The sequence below is a fragment of the Actinacidiphila sp. bgisy145 genome (assembly GCF_057708125.1).
Window position 1 is genome coordinate 25,845 of sequence record NZ_JBYIRL010000051.1, and the last position, 22,389, is coordinate 48,233.

General features: G+C 74.2%; 19 protein-coding genes. 9 read left to right on the forward strand and 10 right to left on the reverse strand.

Annotated elements, in window-relative coordinates; translation table 11 throughout:
- Nucleotides 1–99 precede the first annotated feature (99 nt).
- The 5 genes from AC3ERT_RS32300 to AC3ERT_RS32320 form a co-directional block, all read right to left on the reverse strand.
- Complete coding sequence (locus AC3ERT_RS32300) at nucleotides 100–2,985, reverse strand: discoidin domain-containing protein (protein ID WP_488180750.1); 2,886 nt, start codon at nucleotides 2,983–2,985, stop codon at nucleotides 100–102.
- A gap of 131 nt (nucleotides 2,986–3,116) precedes the next feature.
- Nucleotides 3,117–4,160 carry a glycoside hydrolase family 32 protein gene (locus AC3ERT_RS32305; protein ID WP_435178394.1) on the reverse strand — a complete coding sequence of 348 codons (1,044 nt, stop codon included), beginning with the start codon at nucleotides 4,158–4,160 and terminating at the stop codon, nucleotides 3,117–3,119.
- Nucleotides 4,161–4,291: 131 nt separating this feature from the next.
- Nucleotides 4,292–5,170 (reverse strand): carbohydrate ABC transporter permease, encoded by an 879-nt coding sequence (locus AC3ERT_RS32310; RefSeq protein ID WP_435178396.1) that lies wholly within the window; start codon nucleotides 5,168–5,170, stop codon nucleotides 4,292–4,294.
- Nucleotides 5,171–5,175: 5 nt separating this feature from the next.
- Complete coding sequence (locus AC3ERT_RS32315) at nucleotides 5,176–6,120, reverse strand: carbohydrate ABC transporter permease (RefSeq protein WP_335982520.1); 945 nt, start codon at nucleotides 6,118–6,120, stop codon at nucleotides 5,176–5,178.
- A gap of 15 nt (nucleotides 6,121–6,135) precedes the next feature.
- Nucleotides 6,136–7,416, reverse strand: a complete 1,281-nt coding sequence (locus AC3ERT_RS32320; RefSeq protein WP_435178398.1) for an ABC transporter substrate-binding protein — start codon at nucleotides 7,414–7,416, stop codon at nucleotides 6,136–6,138.
- 417 nt (nucleotides 7,417–7,833) lie between these two features.
- Here AC3ERT_RS32320 and AC3ERT_RS32325 point away from each other — a divergent pair, with 417 nt between their 5' ends.
- Both AC3ERT_RS32325 and AC3ERT_RS32330 read left to right on the forward strand, forming a co-directional pair.
- Nucleotides 7,834–8,862, forward strand: coding sequence for a LacI family DNA-binding transcriptional regulator (locus tag AC3ERT_RS32325; protein ID WP_435137069.1), 1,029 nt, complete (start codon nucleotides 7,834–7,836; stop codon nucleotides 8,860–8,862).
- 113 nt (nucleotides 8,863–8,975) lie between these two features.
- Complete coding sequence (locus AC3ERT_RS32330) at nucleotides 8,976–9,485, forward strand: peptidylprolyl isomerase (RefSeq protein WP_335982514.1); 510 nt, start codon at nucleotides 8,976–8,978, stop codon at nucleotides 9,483–9,485.
- Between the two features lie 128 nt (nucleotides 9,486–9,613).
- Here AC3ERT_RS32330 and AC3ERT_RS32335 read toward each other — a convergent pair whose 3' ends face one another.
- A complete protein-coding gene (locus tag AC3ERT_RS32335) occupies nucleotides 9,614–10,792 on the reverse strand; it encodes an alanine--tRNA ligase-related protein (RefSeq protein ID WP_435178400.1) in 1,179 nt (392 codons plus the stop codon).
- Nucleotides 10,793–11,196: 404 nt separating this feature from the next.
- Between AC3ERT_RS32335 and AC3ERT_RS32340 the strand changes: the two genes are divergently transcribed.
- Nucleotides 11,197–13,353 (forward strand): SpoIIE family protein phosphatase, encoded by a 2,157-nt coding sequence (locus AC3ERT_RS32340; protein ID WP_435178402.1) that lies wholly within the window; start codon nucleotides 11,197–11,199, stop codon nucleotides 13,351–13,353.
- 55 nt (nucleotides 13,354–13,408) lie between these two features.
- A complete protein-coding gene (locus tag AC3ERT_RS32345; protein ID WP_435178404.1) occupies nucleotides 13,409–14,557 on the forward strand; it encodes a PP2C family protein-serine/threonine phosphatase in 1,149 nt (382 codons plus the stop codon).
- 16 nt (nucleotides 14,558–14,573) lie between these two features.
- Here the strand turns inward: AC3ERT_RS32345 and AC3ERT_RS32350 are convergent, their stop codons facing one another.
- Nucleotides 14,574–15,506, reverse strand: coding sequence for a MerR family transcriptional regulator (locus AC3ERT_RS32350; protein ID WP_435178406.1), 933 nt, complete (start codon nucleotides 15,504–15,506; stop codon nucleotides 14,574–14,576).
- Between the two features lie 110 nt (nucleotides 15,507–15,616).
- Here AC3ERT_RS32350 and AC3ERT_RS32355 point away from each other — a divergent pair, with 110 nt between their 5' ends.
- Entirely contained in the window at nucleotides 15,617–17,161 is a 1,545-nt protein-coding gene (locus tag AC3ERT_RS32355; protein WP_435178408.1) for an alpha/beta fold hydrolase, read from the forward strand.
- A gap of 82 nt (nucleotides 17,162–17,243) precedes the next feature.
- Nucleotides 17,244–17,444 (forward strand): hypothetical protein, encoded by a 201-nt coding sequence (locus AC3ERT_RS32360; protein WP_435137049.1) that lies wholly within the window; start codon nucleotides 17,244–17,246, stop codon nucleotides 17,442–17,444.
- Between the two features lie 19 nt (nucleotides 17,445–17,463).
- Here the strand turns inward: AC3ERT_RS32360 and AC3ERT_RS32365 are convergent, their stop codons facing one another.
- A complete protein-coding gene (locus AC3ERT_RS32365) occupies nucleotides 17,464–17,925 on the reverse strand; it encodes an Lrp/AsnC family transcriptional regulator (protein ID WP_435137046.1) in 462 nt (153 codons plus the stop codon).
- A gap of 93 nt (nucleotides 17,926–18,018) precedes the next feature.
- Between AC3ERT_RS32365 and AC3ERT_RS32370 the strand changes: the two genes are divergently transcribed.
- On the forward strand, nucleotides 18,019–18,456 hold the full coding sequence (locus tag AC3ERT_RS32370; protein WP_435178410.1) for a rhodanese-like domain-containing protein: 438 nt from the start codon (nucleotides 18,019–18,021) through the stop codon (nucleotides 18,454–18,456).
- Between the two features lie 18 nt (nucleotides 18,457–18,474).
- On the opposite strand, the gene AC3ERT_RS32375 is transcribed toward AC3ERT_RS32370, so the two are convergent.
- The gene (locus tag AC3ERT_RS32375; protein ID WP_435178412.1) at nucleotides 18,475–19,293 is read right to left on the reverse strand and encodes an EI24 domain-containing protein; all 819 of its coding nucleotides are present in this window, start codon (nucleotides 19,291–19,293) and stop codon (nucleotides 18,475–18,477) included.
- Nucleotides 19,294–19,349: 56 nt separating this feature from the next.
- On the reverse strand, nucleotides 19,350–20,390 hold the full coding sequence (locus AC3ERT_RS32380) for a zinc-dependent alcohol dehydrogenase family protein (RefSeq protein WP_435137037.1): 1,041 nt from the start codon (nucleotides 20,388–20,390) through the stop codon (nucleotides 19,350–19,352).
- Nucleotides 20,391–20,536: 146 nt separating this feature from the next.
- On the opposite strand from AC3ERT_RS32380, the gene AC3ERT_RS32385 reads away from it, so the two are divergent.
- Both AC3ERT_RS32385 and AC3ERT_RS32390 read left to right on the forward strand, forming a co-directional pair.
- Nucleotides 20,537–21,742 (forward strand): PP2C family protein-serine/threonine phosphatase, encoded by a 1,206-nt coding sequence (locus AC3ERT_RS32385; protein WP_435178414.1) that lies wholly within the window; start codon nucleotides 20,537–20,539, stop codon nucleotides 21,740–21,742.
- 86 nt (nucleotides 21,743–21,828) lie between these two features.
- Complete coding sequence (locus AC3ERT_RS32390; protein WP_435178416.1) at nucleotides 21,829–22,374, forward strand: NUDIX hydrolase; 546 nt, start codon at nucleotides 21,829–21,831, stop codon at nucleotides 22,372–22,374.
- Nucleotides 22,375–22,389 lie beyond the last annotated feature (15 nt).

Genomic DNA, 22,389 nt, shown 5'->3' on the forward strand with positions numbered 1-22,389 from the left:
GTGCGGGTGACGCGACGGGCGCGGCCCCGCGTCCTCACCCGGTGTGCGGGGCACCTCGGGGGAGGACGCGGGCCGGTCCGGCGTCAGGGTGCGAAGGGGTCAGGGTGCGTAGACCTGGACCTCTGCCAGCTGCATCTGGTACGCGCCGCTCTCGTCCGCCCGCAGGTCGGTGCCCTGCACGCGGACGTAGCGCGCGCTCTGCGGGCCGAAGGCGAACGCCTGCGGGGAGCCGTCGACCGGCTTCGGGTAACCGGTCTTCGCCACCGCCGTGGTCCAGTGCGTGCCGTCCGTCGAGACGTCGATCGTGAAGTCGATCGGGAAGTCGCTGCCCACCAGTGTCTGGTCGAAGTTCTTCGGCCACAGGGTGACGCTGCCGACGGACGTCGTCCTGCCCAGGTCCACGGTCAGCGACTCGGTGTGGTTCTCCGCCTGGTCGGAGTCGCTCGCCCAGCCGAAGGAGCCGGCGACGCTGAACGGCTGCGCGTCCACCGCGGTCGCCGCGCCGTAGTTGCCGTCCTCGATGCTGCTGGTGGCGGTGACGGGCTGGTGGGCTGCCAGGTCGTCAGGGGTCGGCGGGGTGGTCAGCACGTAGCCGGCGGCGCTGCCGCGGGTCAGGGTCACGGTGTGCGCGCCGGCCCCGGTGTAGGTGTAGCGCACCGTGCCGAGGTCGTCGGCGGTCGCGCGGTGGCTGCCGTGGTTGTCGGTGACCGTGTAGGTGGCGTGCGGGGTCTGCCCGGACCACTGGAGGGTGACCGGCTGCCGGGCGGCGCTGTAGTCGACGGTCTCGCTCAACTCGTCGTGGTAGGTGACCGAGAGCCGGTCGGCGCTGTGGATGGTCCGGGAGACCGCGGTGCCGTTCATCGCGGCCGGGATGTTCGGTGCCACGGTGACGCCCGCGGCGGTCGGCTGGATGCCGAGCACGTCGCTGTACAGGCCGGTGGCGCCGTTGGCGTTCGCCGGGAACCACGCCTCCTGCCCGCCGGCCCGCGCGGTGAGGAACCACGTCAGCCGGCTCCATCCGTCGAAGCCGTCCTGCGTGTAGCGCTCCAGCGTGTTGTCGAGGTACGTCAGCGACCGCGAGCGCTCGCCGAGCACGGCGGCGGCGCGCATGTACTCCTCGGTCATCATCGGGTAGATCGCGCCGTTCTCCAGCCCGGTCTCGAACCCGTTGCCGTGCGAGCTCTCGGTGTCGCGGTTCAGCGCGATGAAGTTCTCCGGCAGCATGGTCAGGCCGTAGCGGCGCATCTGGGTGTCGATGCCGTCGAGGATCTGCCGGCCGCGCTGGAGGTCGACCAGCCCGAAGTAGATCGCCTGGAGGTTGATCTGGGTCTGCTGCACCTTGCCCTGCACGGTGCCGTCGGCGTTGCGCCAGTACGCGAACATGCCCGTCCCGGGGTCCCACAGGCCGCCGTCGGTGTCGTCCCGGTTGAACCGGGACTTCAGCTTCGCGGCGATCGAGGCGTACTCATCCGCCTGCGCGGTGTCGTGGAAGACGTCCTTCTCCAGCCCGGACCACTGCACCAGGGCCTGGTACATCAACTCGTTGACGTAGCCGCTCTCGTACGACACGTACTGCGCGTCGTTCCACTCGCGGATGCCCTTCTTCGACGCGCTGCTGGTCAGGTCGTTGTGGAAGAGGCCGTCGCCCGGGTCGTACTGCTGGTCGACCATGAACGCCAGGGACCGCTCCACCGACGAGCGCATCGAGGTGAGCCACGTCCGGTCCGGCGAGTACTGGTACATGTCCGCGACGGCCGAGGCGTACGACGGGTCCGCGTCGTACAGGCTGCCGTCGCCCCACGGGTGGTCCAGGTGGTAGGTGCGGCCGGCCATGTGGCCGGAGGAGGACTGCGCGGTGTCGCGGAAGTACGTCAGCAGGCGCTGCTGCGAGGCGGTCATGGCCGGGTCGTAGTAGCCCTGCACGGTCCGGTCGGCGTACACCATGTCGTACGGCCCCACACCGGGATTGCGCAGCCCGACGGTGGACATGCCGAAGTTCTTGTCGATCACGCCGGAGCGGCCGAAGTCGTTGAGCAGCGAGGTCAGGGCGGCGGTGTCGGCGACGCCCTTGATGGTGCCGCCCAGCGAGTAGTAGCGGGCGTAGTCGTCCGCGGCGAAGGTGTAGCTGACGGTGTCGCGCTGCGACGGGGAGGTGGCGACGGGCGCGAAGACGTACGCGTCGGTGCCGTTGGAGCTGTGGCCGCCGTAGACCAGGCCGCTGGCCGCGCTGCCCGCGGTGTAGTTCCAGGTGGGTGAGGTGGACAGCTCCGTCTCCTGGTAGGTGTTGCCGTCGCCGGTGTAGGAGAACTCGGTGGCGATGTTGCGGTTGCCGGTCGCCGTCACGCTCAGCGCCTGCCGGGTGGAGCCGCGCAGCATCGTGAAGTCGGACTCCTCGACGCCGTAGCGGTCCAGGTTCTGGGAGAGGAAGAACGAGTTCTGCCCGGTGTAGGCGTTGCCGAGGGGCAGGTCGCCGCCATCCTGGGGCCGCCGGATGTTGTCCCACACCCGGGCCCAGCCGAAGGTGAGCTGGCCGTTGTGGCGCACGGACCGGTCGGAGGTGTCCAGCCAGTCGTAGCCGCGGCTGGAGCTGAGCTCGATCCCGGCCCCGGTCAGGTCGAACCGCCAGGTCTCCTCCAGCGCGACCCGCGCGTTCGCCATGGTGAAGGACGCGGTGACGCTGCGGCCGTGCACCGAGACCGACGGGTCGGCGGCCAGCGCCGTGCTGGTCAGTTCGGAGCCGTCGGCGCCGAGCCGGACCGAGCTGTAGATGCCGGCGTCCAGCAACTGCGTGCCGCCCATGGTGAAGGAGGTGACGACCGACCTGCCGCCGTAGGAGTACACCATGCGGAAACCGCCGTCGGTCATGGTGACGGTCCGGGCCGCTTTGTCGACGACGACGGACGCCTGGGCCGCGGCGGCGTGCTGCGGTGCGGCCAGCAGGCCGCTCAGCAGGGAGCCGACGAGCAGCCCGAGGGTCAGCACCACTCGGCCGGCCGCGGTGCGCCAGGCCCCTTCGGTCCGGGGCCCCGCTCTTCCGGTTCTCCGGTCCTCCGCGGTGGCCGCGCCTCGTGGGGCGCGTGGGGCCCGTTCGGTGCGTGGGGTGCGTGCGGTCCTTCTCATGCGGGGCTCCTGTCGGTGTTCGGCGGCGGGGTGCCGGCGCCGGTGGCGCGGGTGATGCCGCGCATCTCGCGCTGCGCGTAGCCGCCCAGCCGGACCGGGTCGCGGTGGGTGACGGCGCAGTAGTAGTGCTCCAGCCGTCCGTTCCAGCTCATGACGGCGGGCTTGTGGGTGTGCAGGGAGTCGATGGAGCCGGCCGGGCCGACGTCGAGCAGGATCTCCTTGGACTTCACCCAGGTCCGCAGGTCGCGCGAGGTGGCGAAGCCCTCGCGGGCGTGCCCGTCCTCGGCCAGGCCGAAGTAGAACATGATCCAGAAGTCCCCGTCGCGCAGCACGCAGGGGTCCGAGGCGAAGCGCTCGTCGAACGAGCCGGGACCGCCCACGCTCAGCACGGGGTTCGCGTCATGGCGGGTCCAGTGCGCCAGGTCGCTCGAGACCGCCAGGCCGGTCTGCTCGGTCCACGGCCACTGGTCGCGGTCCTTGGCGTTGTAGAAGGTGTAGAAGAGCCCCTCGTGCTCCAGCAGCCAGGACTTGTACAGCCCGCCGCGCTCCCAGGCGCCGCCGTCGCGGGGGTCCAGTACGGCGCCGGTCTGCTCCCAGTGCAGCGGGTCGCGGCTGCGGACGAAGCCGATCGAGGCGGGGCCGGCCTCGTAGCCGGCCGCCGGGTAGGCGTGGAAGGTGCCGTAGTGCCACCCGTCGAAGTCGCGCAGCTCTCCGGCCGACCACAGGTCGTTGTCGCGGGCGATCGACGTCAGGGCCGCGTTGTAGCGGCGCAGCGGGTCCGACGCGTCGCGGGCCAGCACCACCCGGCCGGGGCCCCAGCCGTGCTCGGCGTCGTTCCAGGCCAGCGCGGTCTGGTAGCCGACACCGTCCCAGCCGACGTAGGTCATGCCCTGCCGCCCGTCCCGGGAGAACACGAACGGGCAGTCCACGGCGTGGCTGTCGAAGGTGCCCTCGGTGAACGAGGGGGCGACGACCAGGCGTTCGTCGCGGCACGGGGTGGCGATGCGGTCGATGGGATATTCGGCGGACTGCGTGGACATGGGGGTTCCCGATTCTCTCTGCGGGCGCACCGGGCCGGGCGCCGCCTGGGGCGGGCGCCTGCCCGGGCATCGATGTGAGCGTTCATACGGCGCGCCGGCGGGCGGTTCCGCGCCCGGACCGGCGGCCGGGCTCACTTCCCGGTCCCGGCCATCAGGCCGGAGACGTAGTAGCGCTGGAGCAGCATGAACAACACGACGCAGGGCAGCATGGTCACCGTGATCCCGGCTTGCAGCGCCCCCCAGTCGATGGTGTTGAGCGGGCCGTTCTGCGCGTTCACCAGGGCCACCGGCAGCGTGAAGCTGGAGTTGTCGTTCAGCAGCACCAGCGCGGCCAGGAACTCGTTCCAGCCGGCCAGGAAGGCGAACAGCGCGACCGTCACCACGCCCGGCCTGACCAGCGGCAGCATCACCCGGGGCAGCGCGCTCAGCTTCGAGCAGCCGTCGATCTCGGCCGCGTCGCCGATCTCCTCCGGCACGCTCTCGAAGGAGTTGCGCATCATGTAGACGGCGAACGGCATCTGGAAGGTGGCGTACACCAGCGCCAGGCCCAGCAGCGAGTTGGTCAGCCCCAGCCAGATCATCACGGTGAACAGCGAGACCAGCAGCGCCGGGTAGGGCACCAGCAGCATGCCGACGGTGAGCCCGAACAGCGCCTTCTTGCCGCGGAAGCGGTAGCGGGCGAAGGCGTAGCCGGCCGGCACCGCGACAGCCGTGGTGATCACCACCGTCATCAGCGTCACCGCGAGCGAGTTGAGCACGTACGTGCCCAGCGACGTGCCGGAGCTGTCCAGCTTGGCGAAGTTCGCCACCGTCCAGTGCGCCGGCCACCACTTCGGCGGCCAGGCGTTCGCCTCCGCGGCGGACTTGAACCCGCCCACGGTGGTCCACACGATCGGGAACGCGAAGAGCAGCGCCAGCACCGCCGCGAGCACGATCCGTACCGGGTTGCGGCTGCGCTCGCGCACCGCGACGGGGGAGCGGCGCGCTCGCGCCGCCTCGGACATCACCATGGCGGTCAGCCCTTTCCGCGTTGCAGCCGGACCTGGAGCACGGAGATCCCGGCCATCACCGCGACCACCACCACGGCCACCGCGGCGGCGTAGCCGCGCTGGAAGCTCAGGAAGGCGGACTTGTAGAGGTAGTAGACGACCGTCAGGGTCGAGCCGTCGGGGCCGCCCTTGGTCATCGTGTAGAACTGGTCGAAGCCGAGGAACGTCGTGGTGACGGTGAGCAGCACGACCAGCGACAGCGGCTTCCTGATCAGCGGCAGCGTGATGTCCTTCAGCACGCGGACCGGGCCCGCGCCGTCCAGCCGGGCCGCCTCGTAGATCTCGTCGGGGATCGAGTCCATGCCCATCAGCAGCACCAGCATGGCCAGGCCGACCGTCTTCCACACCGTCATGACGACCACCACGGCGAGCGTCGTGGACGGGTGTGCGTACCAGTCGGAACCGCCGGCGGACAGCCCGAGGTGCTGCGCGAGGTACGGCAGCACGCCGGTGCGCGCGTTGCTCATCGACAGCCACAGCAGGCCGGCCGGCGCGAAGCCGATGGTGACCGGCGCGAACAGCAGGGCCCGCACCGCGGTGCGCCCGGGGAACCTCGGCCGGACCAGCAGCGCCAGCGCCAGCGACACCGCGATGCCGATCACCGAGGTGACGGCGGTGTACTCGGCGGTGAACCGGACCGCGTGCCAGAACTGCCCGGAGGACAGCGCCTGGCTGTAGTTGGACGTGCCCGCCGGGGTGTGCGCCCCGAACGCGGGCCAGTGGAAGAACGACATCCAGATCATCAGGCCGAACGGCAGCACGAAGAATAGGCCGATGATCACGGCGCTCGGTGCGGCGAGCGCCCAGCCCTGCAGGTTCTCCCCGCGCCGGCGTCCGGGCGGCTGTGCGCCGGGCTTTCGCGCAAGGCGTGCAAGGCGCGCGGGGCGCGGGAGGGTGGCGGTGGTGGCCATGGCGACTGCCTCCCGCTACTGGTGGGTCAGCGCGTCGGCGGCGGACTGCGCGGTCCTGGCGGCGGCCGCGGGATCGGCCCCGTCGAAGACCACCGAGCGGATCATCGTCAGCCAGGGCCCCTGCGGGTCGGCGACGACGTCGTTGTAGTACGGCGACGCGACCACCCGGCCGTGCGGGACCAGTGACGCGGGCACGGCGAACTGGTCCCCGAGCGAGCCGGGCACCTGCACGTCGGTGCGGACCGGCAGGGCGGGCAGCTTGAGGTAGACGTCCTGCTGGGTCTTCTTCGACACCAGCCAGTCGATGAAGTCCCATGCCTCGTCGACGTGCTTGGACGACGCGGAGATGGACGCGGCGTCGCCGCCGGAGAACGTGCCGAGCTGGCCTGCGGTCGGGCCGGGTATCGGCGCGAGGCCGAAGGTGAAGCCCTTGGACTTCGCGTCGATGGCGGTGGTGTTGACGCCGTTGCCGCCCGCGAAGTCGATGCCGATCTTGCCGGAGGCGAAGACCGAGAAGAAGCCGTCGCCGGTGTCGGTCTTGGCGGTCTGGGGGATGTCGCCGTGCTGGTAGAGCGTCTGGAGGAACTTCAGCGCGTTCCGGGTGGGGGCGTTGTTGAACTGAAACGATTCATTAGAACCCACGACTTCGCCCTGCTGGGCCCAGATGAGCGGTGAGACGTCGTAGGCGAGCGTGCTCGGGGCGTTGCCCGAGAGGTAGAAGCCCTTGTCGCCGTGGCCGAGCCGGGTGATCGCGTCGGCGGCGGCGGTGATACCGGCCCAGGTGGTCGGCGGCTTGTCCGGGTCGAGCCCGGCCTGCTTGAAGAGGGTCTTGTTGTAGAGGTAGAGCGAGGTGTCGGCGACATAGGGGACGCCGTAGACCTTGCCGTCCTTGGTGGCCGCCTCGGTGTGCGCCGGTGCGAGGTGGCCGGCTGCGCCGTCCGCCTTGAGCAGGCCGGACAGGTCGAGCACGGCGCCGGTGCTGACCACCTGCGGCATGTAGACCACGTCGGTGGCCAGGATGTCCGGCAGCGCGCCGGACTGCGCCGCCGCGGCGAACTTCGTCATGTACTGGTCGGCCGGGACATGGGTGATCTCGACCTGGTTCTTGTGGGTGGCGTTGTACGCCTTGACCACGGCGTCGGTCACGGCCTCGTTGCCCGGGCGGACCCAGAGCTTGAGCTTCGCCCCGGTGTCCTTCGCCTTCACCGACGACGGCGACGGGGAGCCGCCGCCCGAACTCGCGCCGCACCCCGTCGCGGTGAGCACCGCGGCGACGGCGACGGCCGCCAGTCTCATTGCCGTTCTTGTGTGTCCGTTCATGGCCAACCTCGTCGTGAGTAGCCCCCCGGCGCGGCGGTGCGCGCCCGGCGCCGCGCCGGGGGCGGGGGTCAGGAGATGGGAAGGGCGGGGGGAGGCGCGGAGGCGCTGGGGGGAGCCAGTGCGCGGCCGCAGGCGGAGAAGTGGCGCCGGCCACGTGACGGCAACCGGTTTCCGTTTCTGAACATAACCCACCCGAAACTTGCTGGCAATGACTTGGTCGGCAGCAAGCAGACTCGAAGGAGAAGGTCCACCAACGGCTGCTGTGACCAGCCGCTACGCCGTCAAGCACCCCTGAAATCAGCCGTATTCGTGCCAGATCGTGTCACCGGATGGCGTCGGTCGGCGGGCACGGGGAGCGCGGAAAATTTTTCCTCCGTCAGGTACCGTGTATCCGTGAGCGAGGAAAACAAGGAGAGCGCGCGGCCGCGCAAGGCGACGGTCAGGGACGTCGCCGAGCGGGCCGGCGTGTCGATCAGCACCGTCTCCAAGGCCCTCTCCGGCAAGGGGGCCGTGCGCCATGAGACCCGTCAGCGGGTGCTCCAGGCCGCCGAGGCGCTGAAGTACCAGAGCAGCCAGTTGGCGACGAGCCTGTACACCGGCAGGACCGACATGGTCGGGGTGATCGCCGGCGACACCTTCGGGCGGCTGGCGGTGCCGGTGCTGCTGGGCGTGATCGAGGCGCTGGCCGAGCGGGAGGTCGCCCTGCTGCTGTGCGACGGGCGCGGGGACCCGATCCGGGAGCAGTTCTTCGCCGAGTCGCTGCTGCGCCGCCGGGTGGACGGCATCCTGGTCGTCGGCAGCGGCGCCTCGCCGCGCGAGCCGATCGGCGCGGACCTGCCGGTCCCGGTGGTCTACGCGTTGGAGTGGTCGACCCGCGGCAAGGACGTCTCGGTCGTCCCCGACGACGCGGAGGGCGCGCGGAGCGCGGCCCGGCACCTCGTCGCCACCGGCCGCCGGCGGATCGCGTTCATCTCGGGTCCGGGCCGGGACGTCGCCACGAAGGTCCGGCTGGCCGGTACCCAGGAGGTGCTGGCCGGCGCGGGCGGGCGGCTGGTGCACGAACCGCTGCTCGGGCACTGGACCGAGGGCTGGGGCCGGCAGGCCGCGATCCAGCTGCTGCGCGCGGGTGAGGAGTTCGACGGCATCGCGTGCGGCAGCGACCAGATCGCCCGCGGCGTGCTCGACGTCCTGCGGGAGAACGAGGTGCGCGTCCCGCAGGACGTCGGGGTGGTGGGCTTCGACAACTGGGACGTCATGGTCGAGGCGAGCCGCCCGCAGCTGTCGTCGGTGGACATGAGCCTCACGGAGGTCGGCCGGACCGCGGCCCAACTGCTGCTGGCCTCCATCGAGGAGGACGTGCCGCCGGGAATCCACCGCATCGACTGCCACCTCGTGCCGCGGGAGTCGACCGCGCTGGCGTGAGACGCACCGCCGGCGGGGGACCGGCCGGGATCGTCCGGAAGGTGACGGAAACGCCCCGGCGTTCGACCGCCCCCTGTGCTCGGGCGCCGGTCAGGGATGTCAGGATGGAGCCCATGGACAACAAGGACAACGTCTACTTCGACATCTCCATCGACGGCGCGCCCGCCGGGCGCATCGTCTTCCGCCTGTTCGACGACGTGGTGCCGAAGACCGCCCGCAACTTCCGTGAGCTGGCCACCGGCGAGCACGGCTTCGGCTACGCGGGCTCCGCCTTCCACCGCGTCATCCCCGACTTCATGCTCCAGGGCGGTGACTTCACCAGCGGTGACGGCCGCGGTGGCAAGAGCATCTACGGCAACAAGTTCGAGGACGAGAGCTTCCAGCTCCGCCACGACCGCCCGTTCCTGCTCTCCATGGCGAACGCCGGCCCGAACACCAACGGGTCGCAGTTCTTCGTGACCACCGTGGTGACCTCGTGGCTGGACGGCAAGCACGTCGTGTTCGGCGAGGTCGTCGAGGGCCAGGACCTGGTCAAGAAGATCGAGAGCAAGGGCTCGGGCAGCGGCGCCCCCAGCGCGAAGGTCGTCATCACCGAGTCGGGCACCGTCCCGGCCGCCGCGTGACACCGACGCACCCTGTGGCACCGACCTCCGCCTGACCTCCAGGCATACGGCGCCCCCGCAGCGGAGACCTCCGCGGCGGGGGCGCCGTGCTGCCGTGACCCGGCGGCCCCGGGCTCCGGCGAGCCCGCTCAGCGCTCGGCGCGCAGGGCGTCGACCAGGTCCCGCGGCAGCCCGTGCGTGTCGTGCAGGTAGGCGTAGTCGTCCTCGCCGAGCCCGCCGGTGAAGCGGCCCTGCGACAGCACCCGCCGGCCCCGCACCAGCTGCGCGGCGAACCGCCGCTCCTCGTCGAGGAGCACCTCGCGCACCCGGTCCGAGCGCAGCCCGAAGTGGCGCAGCGAGACCTCGACCGGCTCCGGCGGGAGGTCGGCGAGCGTACGGTCCGGGTCCTCGCGCCACAGCACGGCCAGCACCCGGCGGACCAGCCGCCGCAGGACGTAGCCGTGCCCGGTGGCGGCCGGCCGTACCCCGTCGGCGACCAGGACGGCGGCCGAGCGCAGGTGGTCGGCGGTGACGCGGTGGGTGGCCGGGTCGCCCTCCCACAGCCCGGGCAGCACCTCGCGCCAGGCGTCGAAGACGTCCGAGTCGTAGACCGAGGGCTTGCCCTGGAGGATGGTCACCAGCCGCTCCAGGCCCATGCCGGTGTCCACGCTGCCGCGCGGCAGCCGGTGGAGGGAGCCGTCGGCGCGGCGCTGCCAGCACATGGAGACGTGGTTCCACACCTCCACCCAGCGCGGGTCGGTGCCGGGGGTGCCGGCCGGATCGCCGCCGCCGGTCCACACGAAGATCTCCGAGTCCGGGCCGCAGGGCCCGGTGGGGCCGTTGGTCCACCAGTTGTCCGGGCCCAGGCGCTCCACCGGCACCCCCAGCCCGCCCCAGGCGCGCTCGGTGGCGGTGTCGGGTCCGAGGGCGTCGCCGGGGCGGCCGGTGTCGCCGCCGAAGACGGTGGCGTGCAGGCGGGCGGGTGGGATGCCGTAGCCGTCGACCAGCAGTTCGTAGGCCCAGGTGACGCTGCGGGTGCTGTCGTAGTCGCCCAGCGACCAGGAGCCGAGCATCTGGAAGGCGGTGAGGTGGGTGGGGTCGCCGACCTCGTCGAGGTCGGTGGTGCGCAGGCAGCGCTGCACGTCGGCCAGCCGGCGGCCGGCCGGGTGCGGGCGGCCGGTGAGGTAGTCGGTGAGCGGGTGCATGCCGGAGGTGGTGAAGAGCACCGGGTCGCCGGGCGGCCGCACCAGGCCGGCGCCGGGCAGGATGTGGTGGCCGCGGTCGCGGAAGAAGTCGAGGAAGGTGCGGACGGTCTGCTCGCTGTCCATGGCGGTGCGCCTTTCGGGCTCGGGCGGCCGGTCGAACGGCCGCCGGAGGCCCTGGGCAGGAGTGCCGAAGCGGGAAGGGAGCGCGCGCCGCGCGCACCGGCGGACCGTTTTCCGGTCGCCGGGGGAGAGGGGTGAGGTCAGGCGGCGGCAACCGGCGAGCTGGTCGCTCGCGCGGTCGCGGTGGTGGTGAGCGGCGTGACCTTCATGCCCCGACGGTAACAGCGCCGGTCCGCCCGGCGCCGCCCGTTTTCCCTGCGGGGTCGCCGGTTTCCCGCGCGGAGCCGCGCCGCGGCGCACCCGGCCGCCATGAACCAGACATTTACGGCAATACGACATTCATGCGACAGTAAGAACCAGCGCGCGGCCCTCCCGCGCGTGCGCCTCAGCGAGGGGAGCCGACGCCGATGAAAGCCCCCGGCGCCCGCGCCGCCGCAGCGGCCGACGACCACACCGCCGAACCGGACCACCCGTTCGGCCGCTCCACCGCCGTCTTCGCGCAGTTCGACGGCCCCGCGCACCTCCTGCGCAGCGCCAACCCCGCCTTCCACGACATCCTGGGCACCGACGCCGCCGCCCTCGGCCGCCCGCTCGCCCACAGCGTGCCCGAACTCGCCGAGCAGGGCCTGACCGCGCTCCTGGACGACGTCTACCGCACCGGCCGCCCCTACTCCGGCCAGGACATCCTGGTCCGCCTCGACGCGGGCGGCCACAGCCACGAGGCGTACTTCGACCTCACCGTGGAACCCCGCCACCGCCACGGCAGCCGGCAGGTGTGCGGCGTACGGCTGCTCGGCGTGGACATCACGCCCGTCCGGCACGCCCAGGCGCTCGCCGCCGAACAGCGCGCCCTGCTGGAGCAGATCGCCCGCGACGCCCCCGTGCACGAGGTCCTGGCCGGCATGACCCGCACCATCGAGGAGCTGTCACCCGGGGTGATCGCCTCCGTGCTGCTCGCCGACCCCGACGGCCTGCACCTGCGGCACGGTGCCGCGCCCGGCCTGCCCGACTTCTACAACGAGGCCATCGACGGCCTGCCCACCGGCGAGGGCATGGGCTCGTGCGGCACGGCCGCGCACCGGCGCCGGCCCGTCGTCGCCACCGACATCGCCACCGACCCCTCCTGGGTCGACTACCGCGACCTCGCCCACCGCGCCGGGCTCGCCGCCTGCTGGTCCACCCCGATCATCTCCTCCACCGGCCGCCTGCTCGGCACCTTCGCGATGTACCACCGCACCCCGCGCGCCCCGCAGCCCTCCGACCTCGCGCTGAGCTCCGCGTTCGCCCGGATCGCCGCGCTCGCCGTGGAACGGCACCGCGCCGAGGAGGCCCGCGCCATCGCCGAGGCCAAGGAGAAGGCCGCCCGGGAGGACCTGGCGTTCCTGCTCCAGGCCGGCACCGCGCTCGGCCGCGACCTGGACTACGAGCAGACCCTCCGGCACCTCGCCGAGCTGTGCGTGCCCGACCTCGCGCCGGTCTGCGTGGTCGACGCGGTCGCCGACGGGCGGATGCGCCGGATCGCCGCACTGGCCGCCGAGCCGCGCGCGCAGCACCTGCTCGACGTCCACGCCGACGGGGCCGCACCCGCGCCCGAACCGCCCGGCAGCACCCGCATCGCCCGCGGCGCGCCCGACCTGCCCGGCCCCTGGGCGGCCCTCGACGTCACCGGCCACGTCCGTATCCCGCTGCGCGAGCGCGGCCGCGGCTACGGCACGCTCACCCTGCTCACCACCGGCGACGACCCGCTCGACTGGCGCCGGGTCGCCCTGGCCGAGGAACTGGCCCACCGCGCCTCCACCGTGGCACGCCACGCCCGCCAGTACCGCGACCGGGCCCGGCTCGCCCACGACCTCCAGGCCGGACTGCTGCTGGCCGACATGCCCGAACTGCCCGGCGGCGAACTGGCCGCGTACTACCGGCCCGCCGGCGAGGGCCTGGACATCGGCGGCGACTTCTACGACGTGTTCGCGCTGCCCGGCGACCGGTGGGCGTTCATGATCGGCGACGTGTGCGGGCGCGGCGCCCCCGCCGCCACCATCACCGCGCTCGTCCGGCACACCGCCCGCGCCGTCGCCCCGCTGCTCGGCGACCCCGTCGCCGTGGCCGGCGCGATCAACACCGCGCTGCTGGAACGCGCCCCCGACAGCGGCGGCGACTTCGTCACCCTCGTCTACGGGCATCTGCTGTCCCGCCCGGACCGGCTCGACATCGACCTGGTCCGGGCCGGGCACCTGATGCCGGTGCACCACCGGCCCGGCCGCCCGCCCGAGCCGGTCCGCAGCGAGGGGATGCTGCTCGGGGCGTTCCCCGACGCCGTGCCCGAGCCGGCCGCGCTGCGGCTGCGCGCCGGCGAGTCGCTGGTGCTGGCCACCGACGGCATCACCGAGTCCCGCGACCGCGGCGGGCGGGAGTTCGGCGAAGCCGGCATCACCCGGGCGCTGGCGCGCGTCCAGCCGGTCACCGCGCCCGACGTGGTCTCCACCGTGACCAGCGCCGTCGCCCGGCACACCGCGGGGGTGCCCACCGACGACGACCAGGCGCTGCTGGTGCTCACCGCCCGATGACGGCGGGGCCGTGCCTGGACGGGAAGTACGGCGCGCCCGGCAGTAGGTTGGAGGCATGGAGTCGAGCGGCGCCGACGGGCAGTCGGTCGGTCGGCGGGCGCTGAGGCCGCCACCGATCCTCTTCGCCGTCGCGCTCGCCGCGCTCGCGGCCCTGCTCGCCGTCGACATCCTGGGTGGCCAGGAGATCCGGATCAGCGGCGTGTTCGTGGCCGTACCGGCGCTCTCGGCGGTGTTCCTCGGGCCGGTCGAGGTCCTGGTGATCGCGCTCCTGACGCTCGGCGCCGTCGGCTGGGCGGCGGACGACAACGGGTCCAGCCTCACCGCCGCGAATTTCCCCGTCATCATGACCACCGCGGTCCTGGTCGGCGCCGGCTCGGTGCTGGCCGCCCGGGTCCGGCGCCGCCGGGAACGGCAGCTCGCCCAGGCCAGGAAGGTCGCGGAGGTCACCCAGCAGGCGCTGCTGCGCCCGCTGCCGGACCGGCTCGGCCCGGTCACGATCTCCTCGATGTACCTCGCGGCCGACGAGGAGGCGGCGATCGGCGGCGACCTGTACGCGGCGGGCACGAACGACCGCGGCGGCCCCCGCGTCCTCGTCGGCGACGTGCAGGGCAAGGGCCTGGCCGCGGTCGAGGTCGCGGGCCTGCTGATGAGCGCCTTCCGCCGGGCGGTACGGTCCAGGGTCCCGCTCGGGGCGCTGCCCGGCTACCTCGACCGCGCGCTGCACGCGGAACTGGTGGACCTGGAGCGCGGCGGCGACCCCTGCGAACCCGGCGACGCGGTCGGCGACGACTTCCTGGAGCGGTTCGTCACCGCCGTCGTCGTGGACATCGACGCCGACGGCAGCGCCGTGCGGATCGCGAACCGCGGCCACCCGCCGCCGCTGCTCATCCGCGGCGACACCGTCCACCAGCTCTTCCCCGCCGTCCCCGACCTGCCGCTCGGCCTGGGCGACCTCACCCGCTCCGACCAGCACGTCGACCGCCACGACCTGACCGTCGGCGACATCCTGCTGCTCTACACCGACGGCGTCATCGAGACCCGCGACGCGGCCGGCGCCTTCTACCCGCTGGCCGACCGCCTCACCCGCTGGACCCGCGACGCCCCCGGCGCCCTCCTCACCGACATCCGCGCCGACCTCCTGCGCCACTCCGCCGCAGGCCTGGCCGACGACATCGCCATGGTCGCCCTCCAACGCGTCGTGTAGGGCCGGCGGCGGCGGGTCAGGCGAGTGCGGCGGTGAGCCAGGCGTGCGCCGCCCCCGGCGTGGGCCGGTCCGGACCGGTGACGAGGGCCACCAGGTCCCAGTAGCGGTCGATGCGGGGGTCGGCGGCGAGCACGCCGTGCAGCCCGCGGCGGAAGGCCCCGGTGTCCGCGACTCGCAGGGAGGCGGCGTAGGCGGCGACGAAGCAGTCCAGCGCCTCGCCCGCGTGCGGTGCGCGCCCGGCCCGCAGGTGCGGCGCCGCCAGGTCGTACGCCTCCTCCAGGCCCTGGTAGAGCACCGCGGGCCGGTGCCCGGACCCGGCCCGGTGCGCGGCCGGCTGGCCACTGCCGCCGCCGGTGCACTCGGCCGAGACGAAGGCGTGCAGCCGGGCGAAGGCGAGCGCCTGCTCGGGCGTCGGGTCGTCCGGGGGCTGCGGGACGGCGATGTCGACGACGCGCGCGGCCACCGGCGCCGGCATCCGCGGCGGCAGCCAGCGCCGCCAGAAGCGGGCCATCGCGGCCGTGCCGGGCGGCGCCTGCGTCGCGCACACCGCGCCGAGCAGCCGCAGCCGCTCGGCCCGCTCGGCGGGGTCGCAGTCGTGCAGCAGCCGCAGCGCCGTCTGCTGCCAGCGCAGCGCGGCCAGCCGCGAGCCGACCTCGCGCAGGCGGCCCGCGACCGCCGCCTCCAGCGCACCGCCGGCCGGCAGCGTGTCCGGCCCGCCGCCGTCCTCGCGCAGCACGCGCGCGATCTCCGCGACGCCCAGCCCGAACGCCCGCAGCGAGCGGATCGTGTGCAGCCGGTCCAGCGCGCCGGGCCCGTAGCGGCGGTGGCCGCCGGCGCTGCGGTGCGCGGCGGGCAGCAGGCCCCGGTCGGAGTAGAACCGCACGGTCTTGACGGTGACGCCGGCGCGACCGGCCAGCTCGCCGATGGTCCACAACTCGCCCGGTGGCATGGCTTGAACCTCCCTCAGGGGGAGTTCCTACGGTACCGGCGGACCGGGCGGCAGGCCGCCGTCCCGGCCGGCGCGCACCCGCGCGCACAGGACAGGTGAGGAGGCGGGCGATGGCCGGGAACACGGCGTTCGTCCTGGTGCCGGGGCTGCACACCGGCGGATGGATCTGGCAGGACGTGGCGGAGCGGCTGCGGGCCGCGGGAGCCGAAGCCGTCGCGCTGACGCTGAGCGGCGTGGGCGGGGAGACCGGGCCGGAGGGCGCCGGCCTGGAGGCGCACATCGCGGACGTGCTGCGCGCGGTGGAGCGCGCGGACGCCCGCCGGGTGGTGCTGGTCGGCCACTGCTACGGCGTCCACCCGGTGGTCGGCGCGGCGGACCGGCGGCCGGACCGGGTGGCGCGCGTGGTGCTGGTCGACACGCCGATGCCGCGGGACGGGGACCCGCCGGCCGCGCTCGTACCGCCGCACGCCCTGCGTACGGAACTGCTGCGCAGGTGCGCCGACGAAGCGGAGGGCGTGCGCACGCACGGGGACGTGGCGCCGCCGTCGCGGGAGGGGTGGCGGGAGTACGGCAGCCTCCACGGGCTCGGCGAGGCCGGGGCCGAGCGGCTGGCGGGGCGGGCGGTGCCGCAGCCGTGGGCGGCGCTGGCGCAGCCGCTGCGGCTGGCCGGTGCGGCGGGCGCGGCCGGCACCGTGCCCACCACGGGGGTGCTGTGCACGGCGAACGGGGCGAGTCTGGCGATGGTCGAGCAGGCGCTCGCGCTGGGCGACCCGAGCCTGGGCTATCTCGGCGCCCCGCACCTGACGTATCTGGAGATGGCGACCGGGCACTGGCCGATGCTGTCCGCCCCGGGCGCGACGGCCGAGGTGCTGCTGCGCGCCGCGGCGGGCGAGGGGACCGCCGCCCGCGGGCCGTCGGCTGAGCGGCGGCCGGGGTACCTGCGGCCGTTCGTGGTCGATGTGCCGGCGCGGCCGCGCGAGCGGACCGGCCGGGTGGACTTCCATCTGCCCGACGGCGACGGGCCCTGCCCCGCCGTGGTGTTCGTGCACGGCGGGCCCGTGCCGGCGGGCGCGCGTCCCACCCCGCGCGACTGGCCGGGGCTGGCCGGCCACGCCCGGCTGGTGGCGCGACTCGGCGCGGTCGGCGTCGTGGTGGACCACCGGCTGCACGACCTGGCCGGTTTCCGGACGGCGGCGCAGGACGTACGTGACGCGGTCGCCCGCGCGCGCTCGCATCCGCGGGTGGACGGCGGGCGGGTCGCGCTGTGGTTCCTGTCGGTCGGCGGGCTGCTCGCGGCGGACTGGCTGGCCGAGCCGGCGGACTGGCTGCGGTGCGTCGCACTGTCGTATCCGGTGCTGGCGCCGCTGCCGGGGTGGGGGGTGGAGCCGCGCTTCCGGCCCGCGCGGGCGGTGCGCGGCGCGGGCGGCCTGCCGGTGGTGCTGTCCCGGGTGGGCCGCGAGCGGCCCGAGTTCGCCGCGACCGTCGAGGAGTTCCTCCTGGCGGCGCGCGAGGCGGGGGTGGGCGTCCAGGTGGTCGACGCGCCCTCGGCGGAGCACGGGTTCGACACCGGCGAGGCGACCGACGAGGCCCGGCACGCCGTCACCACGGCCGCCCGGGCGGTCCTGTCCCACCTGGCCGCGCCGGGTCGCGGCTGACAGCCGGCGCCGGACCGGAGGGGCGAAGGCGTCCGCAAAGGGGTAGGCGACAGGTGTGTGACGCGTTTCCGAAGGGGGAGAGATGGGCGACACCGTGGTGATGTGCGCCAAGGGCCATGTGTTCCGCGGCACTTGGATCGCAGGGGTGTCCTTGACGACGGTCCGGCTGGGCCCGCGGCGGATCGGGTGGTGCAAGGCGGGGCGGCACGTGTCGGTGCTGCGGCGCGCCGAGGCCGGGGAGTTGACGGCGGCGCAGCGGCAGGTGCTGGACGGCGAGGTCTGAGCCGCGGGGCTCCGGCAGCTCAGGCGAGGGCCGAGGTGACGGGGCGGTCGGGGAGGGGGCTGGAGTAGACGACGGTGGTGGTGACCGGGCCGAGGGCGGCTATGCGGCCGGTGGTCGTCTCCAGATGGCGCATCGAGCGGGCGAGGACCTTGAGGACGAAGCAGTCCTCGCCCGTGACGTGGTGGGCCTCGGTGATCTCGGGGGTGGTCGCCAGGACGTCGTGGAAGGGCTTGTAGTTGCCGGTCGGGTAGCGCAGGCGGACGAAGGCCAGGATGCCGAGCCCGAGGCGCTCCGGGTCGACCACGGCGGAGTACCCGCGGATCACCCCGCTCTCCTCCAGGCGCCGCACCCGCTCGGTGACGGCGCTGGCGGACATGGCGACACTGCGCGCCAACTCCGCGTAGCTGGCGCGGCCGTCGTGCTGCAGGGCCTCCAGGATGCGCAGGTCGGTCCGGTCCAGGAGCGGGGGATCAGCGGTCATGGCCGAGTAGTACCACGCTTTCCCCGGTGCGTGGCGCCGAGGACCGTGGATCGTCGGTTCCGGCGCCGGCGCGCGCTTCGTAGCCTTTCGGGCATGACATACACACCTGAGAGGGCCGCCGCCTTCTTCGCCGACCGCCTCGCGTTCCAGACCGACGTGTCCGACGTCCGGGCGTCGCTGTCGGGCGGAGAAGCCGGGTTCGTCCTGGTCGACTCGCGCGCCGCCGCGGGTTGGGCGCAGGGCCACGTGCCCGGTGCGGTGCACCTGCCCACCGCCGAGATCCCCGCGCGCGCCGCGGACCTCCTCGACCCGGCCGTCCCGGTCGTCACCTACTGCTGGGGCCCGGGCTGCAACGGCGCCACCCGCGCGGCGCTGGCGCTGGCGCGGCTCGGCTACGAGGTCAGGGAGATGATCGGCGGTATCGAGTACTGGACCCGCGAGGGGTTCCCGGTGCGCACCGCCGACGGCACCGAGCTGCGCCCGGCCGACCCGCTCACCGCCCCGGCCGGAGCGGCGGCCTGCGCCTGCTGACAGCGCCGGGCGCGAGCCTTAGGAGGGGGCGGCGCCCGGGGTGCCGGGTTCCTGCGGCGACGCGGCGGCGGTGGGGGCGTCGGGCTGGGCGGGGGGCGGTGGCGGCGGAAGGAGTTCGCGGACCAGCAGCGTGGCGCCCGCCACCGCGCCCGGCATGAGGACCACCGCCACGAAGGGCACCAGGAAGGCCGCCGCCAGGGGGACGCCGAAGCCCAGCACCAGCGGCAGGCGGTGGCGCAGCAGGCGGGTGCGGGCGGTCAGGTCCACCGCGCGCCGCTCGAAGGCGACCGTGGTCAGCTCCAGGGCGAGGAAGAAGCCGGAGACGCAGAAGCCGGCCACGGGCACGACGGTCTGCCCGGCGACCGGGACGAAACCGGCCGCGAACAGCAGGACCCCGAAGACGGCCGCCCACAGCAGCACCCGGGCGCTGTCGCGGACGGCGGTCCACACCTCCCGCCACAGCGGCCGCTCCGGAGCCTGCGGGCAGTCGCCCTCGCCGCGCTCCACCCGGGCCGAGAGCGCCTCGTAGAAGGGGTCGCCGACCAGCAGCGTCACCGCGGTGAAGGAGATCACCGACAGCAGCAGCCCGGTGCCGAACAGCAGCGCGGTGAGCAGGCCCCGGAACAGGCCGGGCCAGGGCGAGGCCCAATGGTCGGCGAAGGGCGTCGCCCAGTCGACCAGGTCCCCGGCCCACAGGGCGAGCACCACCAGCGCGACGACGTAGCCGACCAGCGCGATCAGCGCCGGGACCATGCCGAACCGCCAGTCGCGCCGGTGCCGCAGCACCCACCGCTGACCGTCGGCGAGCAGCCGCACGCCCCTGATCACGTCACCCATGCGGGGGATCGTACGGTACCGGGAGCGGCCGGGTCAGCCGGTGCGGCCGGGGGCGATCACGGTCCGGGGGTGATGACGGTGATGCCCGACGGCGACCCCTCGCTCATCGCGGCCAGCGCGGCAGGCGCCTGGTCGAGCCCGATCACCGAGCGGACCAGCAGGTCAGGGCGCAAGGTGCCCGCCGACACCTGGCGCAGCATCTCCGGGTAGGCGTGCGCGGCCATCCCGTGGCTGCCGAGCAACTCCAGTTCCAGGGCGAGCACCCGGCCCATCGGCACCTCGACGCTGCCGCCGGCCAGCAGCCCCACCTGCACATGGCGCCCGCGCGCCCGCAGCCCGGCGACTGACGCCGCGCAAGTGGCCGCGGAGCCCAGCGCGTCCAGCGACAGGTGCGCGCCGCCGCCGGTCGCCTCGCGCACCGCCTCCGCGGTGGCCGCCGCCGACGGCTCCGGCGCCAGGCACACCGCCGCGCCGAACTCCCCGGCCAGCCGCAGCGCCTGCGGCGACGGGTCGACCGCCACCACCCGCGCCCCGCCGGCCACCGCGACCATCACCGCCGACAGGCCGAGCCCGCCGCAGCCGTGCACGGCCAGCCACTCGCCCGGCCGCAGGCGCCCCTGCGCGACCACCGCCCGGTACGCCGTCGCGAACCGGCACCCCAGCGCCGCGGCCGTGGTGTACGGCAACCGCGCGGGCAACTCCACCAGGTTGACGTCGGCGCGGCGCACCACCACCAACTCCGCGTACGAACCCCAGTAGGTGAAACCGGGCTGCTCCTGCCGCGCGCACACCTGCTGGTCGCCGCGCGCGCACACCGCGCAGCGGCCGCAGGCGTGGACGAACGGCGCCGTCACGCGCGCACCCGGCCGCAGCCCGTGCACCCCGGCGCCGACCGCGACGACCTCGCCGGCGAACTCGTGGCCCGGCACGTGCGGCAGCGTCACCGAGTCGTCGTGGCCCTGCCAGGCGTGCCAGTCGCTGCGGCACAGTCCCGTCGCGGCGACCCGCACCAGCGCGCCGCCGGGGGGCGGTTCGGGGTCGGCGACCTCGCGGACGGCGCCGGGCCGCCCGAACTCCTCGAACACCACGGCCCGCACGGGCCCCACCGCCTTCCGCTCGCGCCCGCCGGGCGGCGGTCCGCCCGACAGCATCCCAGCCGCGGCCCCGCCGGCCCGCACCCAGCCCCGCCGACCGGGGCCGTATTACCGTAAGAAGGGACGAACGTGACGATACGCTCCTGTACGTGACGATCCCTCACCGACGGGGGCGCCCTCGGGCGTCCGGCACCCGGCAGAGCCGGCTGGCGTGGTGGTCTCCGGCGCTGCTGACGCTCCTCATCGGCGTGCTCGCGGTGCTCACGCCCCAGGACTTCGCGGTCAGCCGGCTGCTGCCCGCGGCGCCCGCGCTGGCGGCGTCCATGTGGTCGGTGTCCGCCACGCTGCTGCTCGGCGTCCTGACGCTGGCCGCGATGTTCGCCATCCAGATCGCCTTCGCCGAACCCGCGACGGCCTTCACCGCGTTCGCGCTGGCCGCCGTCACCGCCGCCGCCGCGTACGCCGCGCATGTGCGGTTGCAGCGCGAGCGCACCCTGTCGCAGGTGCGGTCGGTGGCCGACGCGGCGCAGGCGGTGGTGCTGCGGCCGGTGCCGCACCGGCTCGGCGGGGTCGGGATCGAGACGCTGTACCTGGCAGCCGCGGAGGAGGCGCGGATCGGCGGCGACTTCTTCGAGGCGGTCGACACCCCGTACGGCGTGCGGGTGCTGCTCGGCGACGTACGCGGCAAGGGCCTGTCGGCGGTCGGGGTGGCCAGCGCCATCACCAACGGCTTCCGCGAGGCCGCGTACGACGTGCCGGACCTCGGCCGGCTCGCCCGCCGCCTGGACACGAGCATCCGGCGCTACAGCGACACCGTCACCGCGCCGGACGCCGGCGAGGGCTTCGCCACGGCGGTGCTCGCCGAGGTGCGGCCCGGCCGGCGGGAGGTCTCGCTGGTCAACTGCGGGCACCCGCCGCCGATCCTGCTCAGCGGCGGCCCCGACGGCGCAACCGGCGCAACCGGCACGGGAGCCGGCGCGGCGACGCGGCCCGGCAGCCGGGTGCTGGACCCGTCGGCGCCGTCCCCGCCGCTGAACATGGCCGCGCTGATCGGCGGCGAGTACACCGTGGACACCCTGCGGCTCGGCCCCGGCGACCGGCTGCTGTTCTACACCGACGGCGTCACCGAGACCCGCGATGCGGCCGGCGGCTTCTTCCCGTTGCAGGAGTGGGTCGCGCGGCAGACCGCGGTACCCGCGCCCCGCCTGCTGGAACTGCTGCACCGGCAGCTCGTGCGGTTCAGCGGCGGCGCCCTCGACGACGACATCGCCGCGCTGGTCGTGCACTGCGAGGCCGGCGCCTGCGGTGAGCCGGCCGCGGCGCCCTCGGGCGCGTCCCCGGTGCCCGACCCGTGAAAACCCGCGGGCGCCGCCGCCCGAAGCTGTGCGACGATCACCCCTTTGACGCGGTGGCGGCACAACTCGCGGGCGGAGGACGGGCGATGACGGCGACAGGACCAACGGAGGCCGGAACGGCGGCGGACGGCGGCGGCCGGGAACCGGCGGGCGGCGCGCCGCCGGTGGAGGTACGGCACCGGCTGCGGGTGGCGGCGTACGGGGTGTGCGTGCGCGACGGCCTGCTCCTGCTGTCGCACCTGCGGCCGTACGAGGACAAGCCGGCGGCGTGGACGATGCCGGGCGGCGGGCTCGAACCCGGCGAGGACCCCTACGACGCGGTCGTGCGCGAGGTCGAGGAGGAGACGGGCTACCAGGTCGCCGTCGACCGGCTGCTGGGCATCGACTCCTTCCGCGGCAGCCGGGTCCTGGACTCCGGTGTGGTGGACGCCTTCCAGGGGCTGCGGATCGTCTACCGGGTCCATGTGGTCGGCGGTGAGCTGCGCGACGAGGCCGACGGCTCCACCGACCGCGCCGCGTGGGTGCCGATGGCGCGGCTGCCCGCCCTGGACACGGTCGAGCTGGTCGAGGCGGCACTGCGGCTGGACCGCGAGCAGCCCCCGTCCGGGCGGGCGGCCGGCCTGGAGCCGTGACGAGCCGGGGCGTCC